This window comes from Streptomyces sp. NPDC007095, assembly GCF_040634475.1.
In the GTDB taxonomy this organism is placed as follows: domain Bacteria; phylum Actinomycetota; class Actinomycetes; order Streptomycetales; family Streptomycetaceae; genus Streptomyces.
The window spans coordinates 26680-33421 of sequence record NZ_JBEYFS010000130.1; the positions used below are offsets into that span (position 1 = coordinate 26680).

The following is a 6742-nucleotide window of genomic DNA, read 5'->3' on the forward strand; positions in this document are numbered from 1 at the left end:
GGCAGCCCCTTCGTTCAGGCGAGCGCCGAGCGCTACGCCTCCTTGCTCAGGTTGGGCCCTGCTCCACCCGCGGCCTGCTCGATCGGCGGGACGTCGGGCAGCGCCGACTTCTCCTCGCCGCGGAAGGTGAAGGTCTTGGTGTCGCCCTCGCCCTCCGTGTCGACGACCACGATGTGACCGGGGCGCAGCTCGCCGAAGAGGATCTTCTCCGAGAGCGTGTCCTCGATCTCGCGCTGGATCGTACGGCGCAGCGGCCGCGCGCCCAGGACGGGGTCGTAACCCTTCTTGGACAGCAGTTCCTTGGCGGACTGGGAGAGCTCGATGCCCATGTCCCGGTCCTTGAGGCGCTCGTCCACCTTGCCGACCATCAGGTCGACGATCTTGAGGATGTCCTCCTGCGTCAGCTGCGGGAAGACGACCACGTCGTCGACGCGGTTGAGGAACTCGGGGCGGAAGTGCTGCTTGAGCTCGTCCGAGACCTTGTTCTTCATGCGCTCGTAGTTCGACTTCGTGTCACCCGTGGCCGCGAAGCCCAGGTTGAAGCCCTTCGAGATGTCCCGCGTGCCGAGGTTGGTCGTCATGATGATGACCGTGTTCTTGAAGTCCACGACCCGGCCCTGGGAGTCGGTCAGGCGACCGTCCTCCAGGATCTGCAGCAGCGAGTTGAAGATGTCCGGGTGGGCCTTCTCGACCTCGTCGAAGAGGACCACCGAGAACGGCTTGCGCCGCACCTTCTCCGTCAGCTGACCGCCCTCTTCGTAGCCCACGTATCCGGGGGGCGAACCGAAGAGACGCGACACCGTGTGCTTCTCGCTGAACTCCGACATGTCGAGGGAGATCAGCGCGTCCTCGTCACCGAAGAGGAACTCGGCGAGGGCCTTGGACAGCTCGGTCTTACCGACACCGGACGGGCCCGCGAAGATGAACGAACCACCCGGACGCTTCGGGTCCTTCAGACCGGCCCGCGTACGACGGATCGCCTTCGAGAGCGCCTTGACGGCGTCCTTCTGGCCGATGACCCGCTTGTGGAGCTCGTCCTCCATGCGCAGCAGACGCGAGGACTCCTCCTCGGTCAGCTTGAAGACCGGGATGCCGGTCGCGGTCGCGAGGACCTCGGCGATCAGCTCGCCGTCGACCTCCGCGACGACGTCCATGTCGCCGGCCTTCCACTCCTTCTCGCGCTTGGCCTTCGCCGCCAGCAGCTGCTTCTCCTTGTCGCGGAGAGAGGCCGCCTTCTCGAAGTCCTGGGAGTCGATGGCCGACTCCTTGTCACGGCGGACGCCCGCGATCTTCTCGTCGAACTCGCGGAGGTCCGGCGGCGCGGTCATCCGGCGGATGCGCATCCGGGAACCGGCCTCGTCGATGAGGTCGATCGCCTTGTCCGGCAGGAAGCGGTCCGAGATGTACCGGTCGGCCAGGGTGGCGGCCTGGACCAGCGCCTCGTCCGTGATGGAGACCCGGTGGTGCGCCTCGTAACGGTCGCGCAGGCCCTTGAGGATCTCGATCGTGTGGGGGAGGGAAGGCTCCGCCACCTGGATCGGCTGGAAGCGGCGCTCGAGGGCCGCGTCCTTCTCGAGGTGCTTGCGGTACTCGTCCAGGGTCGTCGCACCGATGGTCTGGAGCTCACCGCGCGCCAGCATCGGCTTCAGGATCGACGCCGCGTCGATGGCGCCCTCGGCGGCACCCGCACCCACGAGCGTGTGCAGCTCGTCGATGAACAGGATGATGTCGCCGCGGGTGCGGATCTCCTTGAGGACCTTCTTCAGCCGCTCCTCGAAGTCACCGCGGTAGCGGGAACCGGCGACCAGCGCGCCCAGGTCGAGGGTGTAGAGGTGCTTGTCCTTGAGGGTCTCGGGCACCTCGCCCTTGACGATGGCCTGCGCCAGGCCCTCGACGACGGCGGTCTTGCCGACGCCGGGCTCGCCGATGAGGACCGGGTTGTTCTTGGTCCGGCGGGACAGCACCTGCATGACCCGCTCGATCTCCTTCTCGCGCCCGATGACCGGGTCGAGCTTGGACTCACGAGCGGCCTGGGTGAGGTTCCGGCCGAACTGATCGAGGACCAGGGACGTGGAGGGGGTGCCCTCGGCAGGACCGCCGGCGGTGGCGGTCTCCTTGCCCTGGTATCCGGAGAGCAGCTGGATGACCTGCTGCCGCACCCGGTTGAGGTCTGCGCCCAGCTTGACCAGGACCTGGGCGGCGACGCCCTCGCCCTCTCGGATCAGGCCGAGCAGGATGTGCTCCGTGCCGATGTAGTTGTGGCCCAGCTGAAGGGCCTCGCGGAGCGACAGCTCCAGGACCTTCTTGGCACGGGGGGTGAAGGGGATGTGCCCGGACGGGGCCTGCTGCCCCTGCCCGATGATCTCCTCCACCTGCTGGCGGACCGCCTCGAGCGAAATCCCGAGGCTCTCCAGGGCCTTAGCGGCGACACCCTCACCCTCGTGGATCAGGCCCAGGAGGATGTGCTCGGTGCCGATGTAGTTGTGGTTGAGCATCCGGGCTTCTTCCTGAGCCAGGACGACAACCCGCCGCGCGCGGTCGGTGAACCTCTCGAACATCGTTAATCGCTCCTCAGAGCGGTCAGGCAGTAAGGGGACGCTCCCCTCCCTGTCCTTCCGCAGCTTAGTCCCGCAAGCGGGGACCGCTCATTCCAACTGCCGACACCGTCCTTGGCCTCCTGACCCCGAACGCCGACATATGCTCCAACCTGATGGTGCGAGACGATGTTCCCGCAGGCCAGGCAGATACCCGCACCGGCTGTACGCCGATGGCGAACGTGAGATGCCCGAGCCATGCGTGTCGCCCCTCTCACTAGGGATGTCTTACCCGTACGCACTGACACTCCATGCCACGCGCACCGGTTCCCTCCGCTATGGGCGAACATCCTTGCGCCACCGATCGCCCCCGCGCACCCTTTCTTTCGATACTCAGCGCACATGACGAAACACCCAGCGTAACTCTGGAGCCCTTCTGGCGGTTGCTCCTGACATGCTTCCCACTGTCCCCCTCCCTCGCCGCCCGCTCCACCCGAGCGACCCGGTGCGGCAGTGGTACGAGAACGAACTCGGCTGGGCGACAGTGCCCGGTTCGCCGCTGCGACTGGCCGCCGGCCTGCGCTTCGACGTCCTGGACGTCCCTGCGGAGGCGGGTGTCAGGGCCCTGCGACACCTGGGACCGGCCTCTCCGGTGGCACTGCACACAAGCCGATCGGCGCCGCGCGAGGATCCGGCGGCTCGGCGTGAGAAGTGGCCGGCTCGGCACGGGACGCGGATGTGGCTACTCGTGGCCGCGGGGAGCGCGGAGGAACTGCCGGGGCTGCTCGACTGGCTGGAGTGGGGCGCTGTCGCGCTCGATCTCACGGCGATCGGCGCGGGCGGGAGCATCGAGGCTCCGCTGCCGCCGGGGATGCCCGAGGGGCCACTCACCACGGACGGGGCAGGGACGGACGGGGCCGACGGGTCCGGTCCACAGGGGGCCGCCGTCTGGCTGCGGCCCCCCGAGCCGGGGTGCGAGGTGGAACCCTCGTTGCCGACTCTGTCGGCCGTGGGGGGCGATGGGGGCGCCCCCGATCTCGTACGACTCGTGGACACGATGGCGACACAGTGCCACCGGGTCCGGCTTCGACGCGCGTGCGCCCAGCCGCCGGCCTACTCGTAGACCTTGGCTGGGCAGCTGGGCCATGGGCCTCGACTCAGCCGTTGGCCTTCTCGTAGGCCTCGCGAATGGACGCCGGAACGCGGCCACGGTCGTTGACCTCGTAACCGTTCTCCTTCGCCCACGCGCGGATCTGTGCGGTGTCCTGGCTGCCACCGGAAGCGACACGCGCCTTTCCACGCCCCCCCGCAGCACGGCCTCCGGTACGACGGCCACCCTTCACGTAGGGCTCGAGAAGGCCACGGAGCTTGTCCGCATTGGCGGTCGTGAGATCGATTTCGTACGTCTTGCCGTCCAGCGCGAACGTCACGGTCTCGTCCGCCTCGCCACCGTCGAGGTCGTCGACAAGAAGGACCTGAACCTTCTGTGCCACCGGATTTCCTTTCATCGATAACTTGAGGGCCGAGGGCCTGCGGCGTCTGCCGCTGTTTCACGTCCCCTGTTATATGCAGTACTGCAGTACGTCGGAAAGCAAACCGCTTTTGCTGGAAAAACACAAACCCCTGGGTGAGACTCGGGGGCCGCTGGAAGACCGGAAACGTGCGCGTTTCGGACATAGGGAACGCGGGCAAGGCGGTCGGGCGGAATAGTCGCCGGCGATCACAGATGCAGAAGCATCCGACTGTTGCCCAAGGTGTTCGGTTTCACTCGTTCGAGACCGAGGAACTCTGCCACGCCCTCGTCATAGGAACGCAGCAGCTCGGCGTAGACATCCCTGTCGACGGGCGTCTCGCCGATCTCCACGAAGCCGTGCTTCGCGAAGAAGTCGACTTCGAAGGTCAGACAGAAAACCCGGCGAACGCCGAGCCAGCGGGCGGTCTGCAGCAACTTCTCCAGCAACTGATGACCGACACCGACGCCCTTGACCACGGGGTTCACCGAGAGAGTGCGGACTTCGGCGAGGTCTTCCCACATGACGTGCAGCGCACCACACCCCACCACCTCGGCGTTGTCATCACGTTCCGCGACCCAGAACTCCTGGATGTCCTCGTAAAGCGTCACCGTCGCTTTGTCGAGCAGGATGCCGCGGCGCACGTTCGCGTCGAGGAGGCGGCGCACGGCCGGGACATCACTGGTCCTGGCCCGCCGGACGGTGACGGCTTTTGCGGTGTCTTCGGGACGCGGTGCTGGACGCTCTGCTGGCATGGGCGGACGCTATCGCCCGGTACCGCCCGCGCCGGAGTCGGGGTTCTCGCCCGGCTTCTCACCCGACGCCTCATCGGGCTTCTCGACCCGCTTCTCGTCGGCGGCGTCCGGGGTTACACGTGTTTCGCCGCCGGCCTCGCCTTGTTCGGGGTCTTCTTCAGGCCCTTGCACGATGCGTACGGCATCCCGCAGCGCGCGCCGCTGCTCCTCACTCATCATGCCGAAGAAGGCGACGAGAGCGGCGGCGGGGTTGTCGCTCTGGGACCACGCGTCGTTCATCAGTGCGGCCGAGTAGGCGGCACGCGTGGAGACCGCCTCATATCGATAGGCCCGGCCTTCCGCCTCCCTGCGCACCCAGCCCTTCTGATGGAGATTGTCCAAAACGGTCATCACCGTGGTGTACGCGATGGACCGTTCCTGCTGAAGGTCTTCCAGGACTTCTCGAACGGTCACCGGGCGGTTCCACTTCCACACCCGCGTCATGACCGCGTCTTCGAGTTCTCCCAATGGGCGAGGCACAGCTCAGAACAATAGTGGGAGATCAGCAACAAAAAGGGCGTACGACTCGAAAAACGTATGAGAACGTATGAGTCGTACGCCGATGAGTGCCCCGGCGGGGACGCGGGCCGCGTCGGCCGGGGCTGTGGCCCTGCTGTCGCCTCAGGCCTTGATGTCGGGAGAGGCCTGGCGGGCGCTCTCCGCGCGCGCGAGGGCGGCGTCGACGACCGCGTCCTCCTTGGACTTGTTGGCCCCGCCCTGGGTCTTCACGATCGTCACGATCAACCCGATGAAGAACACGGCCATCACTACGGGGGGCACCAGCGCGGAGACATAGTCCATGCCTCCAGAGTAGCTAGCCCGCGGCGAGTTGCTGCGGCGGGTTCGCCGGTGGCGGCGCGGGCTTGCGTTTGGGCGGGAAGACCTCGCCCGGGGTCGGGATCGGACGGTCCGGGCGCGGGCTCCTGACCGGGGACTGCGGCCGCGGCTCGGCGGCGGGGCTGCCCGCGGGCTTCTTCACGGGTTCCTCCGAGGCCGAGGTCGCGGCCAGGCCGCCGGGCAGGGCCGTCAGGCGGGTACGGGAGGCGGGGACCGCGGGCGTGACGGAGAGGCCCGCGAGGCGGGTGCGGACGTCCTGCTCGGCGAGGGCGCGGCAGCGGTCCAGGAGGGCGGCGGCGGCGGGGTTGCCGCTCAGCGCCCGGAGCGCGGCGAGGTCGTCCGGGTCGGGACGGTAGCCCGAGCCGAGCGCCTCCTCCAGGAGGACGAGATAGCCCGCGGCGGTGCCGGGCAGGGCGGCCCGGTAGCGGGCGAGGTCGGCCAGCAGGAAGGCCCTGAGCCTGGCTCCCTCGCGGGCCGCCTCGTCGACGGACTCGGCGAGGCGGAGGCAGTCCTGGACGTCTTCGGCCGAGGCGGGGGTGGGGTGGAGGGCGAGGGCGAGAGCGCGACGGAGCACACGCAGCTCCTGTGCTCCGAACGCCATGCCGCCGCGGGATCCGTAGGGCGTGGGCATGCGGCGACGATACGCGCTAATCAGACAAAATCCGCATAGCGTCTGCGCGTGTCCCTCCGGGGGTCGGCGGGTGGTCGGGCCGCAGGTGAGTGTCCTCCCCGACGACGCCCCCGCCGGGGCTCCGCCCCGAACCCCCGTCCACTCGATCCCTTCGGCTGCGGGACGGTGGGGGCTGGGCGCGCAGTTCCCCGCGCCCCCAGGGCGGGGCTTCGCCCCGCATTCCCCGCCCGCCCGAGTTCGTTCGGCTGACGGCCGCTCGATCGGCGTTTGAGGACGGGGCCGAAGGCCGAACCCCACCCACCCCCGTCAAGCCACCCACCGCGGCCCGCACCATCCAGCCCGTCCGGCGATTGAGCTCGGGTCCCATGAACTCCGGGAGGGAACCGTCCCGCACGGCTGCGGTCGGGGTGGTCTTCCAACGGGCGCGACGGCTCA

The 6742-nt window shown here is 68.2% G+C and carries 7 protein-coding genes and 1 pseudogene; 1 reads left to right on the plus strand and 7 read right to left on the minus strand.

Translation table 11 applies throughout. The features are described from left to right. Positions 1-32: 32 nt before the first annotated feature. The gene (locus ABZ656_RS35360; protein ID WP_054237510.1) at positions 33-2558 is read right to left on the minus strand and encodes an ATP-dependent Clp protease ATP-binding subunit; all 2526 of its coding nucleotides are present in this window, start codon (positions 2556-2558) and stop codon (positions 33-35) included. Positions 2559-2988: 430 nt separating this feature from the next. On the opposite strand from ABZ656_RS35360, the gene ABZ656_RS35365 reads away from it, so the two are divergent. Beyond that, positions 2989-3657, plus strand: coding sequence for an SCO3374 family protein (locus ABZ656_RS35365; protein WP_360273498.1), 669 nt, complete (start codon positions 2989-2991; stop codon positions 3655-3657). A 34-nt stretch (positions 3658-3691) separates the two neighbouring features. Here the strand turns inward: ABZ656_RS35365 and ABZ656_RS35370 are convergent, their stop codons facing one another. The 6 genes and pseudogenes from ABZ656_RS35370 to ABZ656_RS35395 form a co-directional block, all read right to left on the minus strand. Beyond that, positions 3692-4027 carry an Lsr2 family protein gene (locus ABZ656_RS35370; protein ID WP_054237508.1) on the minus strand — a complete coding sequence of 112 codons (336 nt, stop codon included), beginning with the start codon at positions 4025-4027 and terminating at the stop codon, positions 3692-3694. 227 nt (positions 4028-4254) lie between these two features. Then, on the minus strand, positions 4255-4800 hold the full coding sequence (locus ABZ656_RS35375) for an amino-acid N-acetyltransferase (RefSeq protein ID WP_101399914.1): 546 nt from the start codon (positions 4798-4800) through the stop codon (positions 4255-4257). A gap of 9 nt (positions 4801-4809) precedes the next feature. Next, a complete protein-coding gene (locus ABZ656_RS35380; RefSeq protein WP_101399913.1) occupies positions 4810-5319 on the minus strand; it encodes a BlaI/MecI/CopY family transcriptional regulator in 510 nt (169 codons plus the stop codon). Positions 5320-5460: 141 nt separating this feature from the next. Continuing rightward, positions 5461-5640, minus strand: coding sequence for a hypothetical protein (locus ABZ656_RS35385; RefSeq protein WP_095853288.1), 180 nt, complete (start codon positions 5638-5640; stop codon positions 5461-5463). 13 nt (positions 5641-5653) lie between these two features. Next, entirely contained in the window at positions 5654-6277 is a 624-nt protein-coding gene (locus ABZ656_RS35390; protein ID WP_101403644.1) for a hypothetical protein, read from the minus strand. 385 nt (positions 6278-6662) lie between these two features. After that, positions 6663-6742, minus strand: a pseudogene (locus ABZ656_RS35395) (peptidase M23); the annotation flags it as partial.

Bases quoted from the DNA above. Each gene is read 5' to 3' on its own strand.
- ABZ656_RS35360 (WP_054237510.1), bottom strand. From the start codon at position 2,558: ATGTTCGAGAGGTTCACCGACCGCGCGCGGCGGGTTGTCGTCCTGGCT.
- ABZ656_RS35365 (WP_360273498.1), top strand. From the start codon at position 2,989: ATGCTTCCCACTGTCCCCCTCCCTCGCCGCCCGCTCCACCCGAGCGAC.
- ABZ656_RS35375 (WP_101399914.1), bottom strand. From the start codon at position 4,800: ATGCCAGCAGAGCGTCCAGCACCGCGTCCCGAAGACACCGCAAAAGCC.
- ABZ656_RS35385 (WP_095853288.1), bottom strand. From the start codon at position 5,640: ATGGACTATGTCTCCGCGCTGGTGCCCCCCGTAGTGATGGCCGTGTTC.
- ABZ656_RS35390 (WP_101403644.1), bottom strand. From the start codon at position 6,277: ATGGCGTTCGGAGCACAGGAGCTGCGTGTGCTCCGTCGCGCTCTCGCC.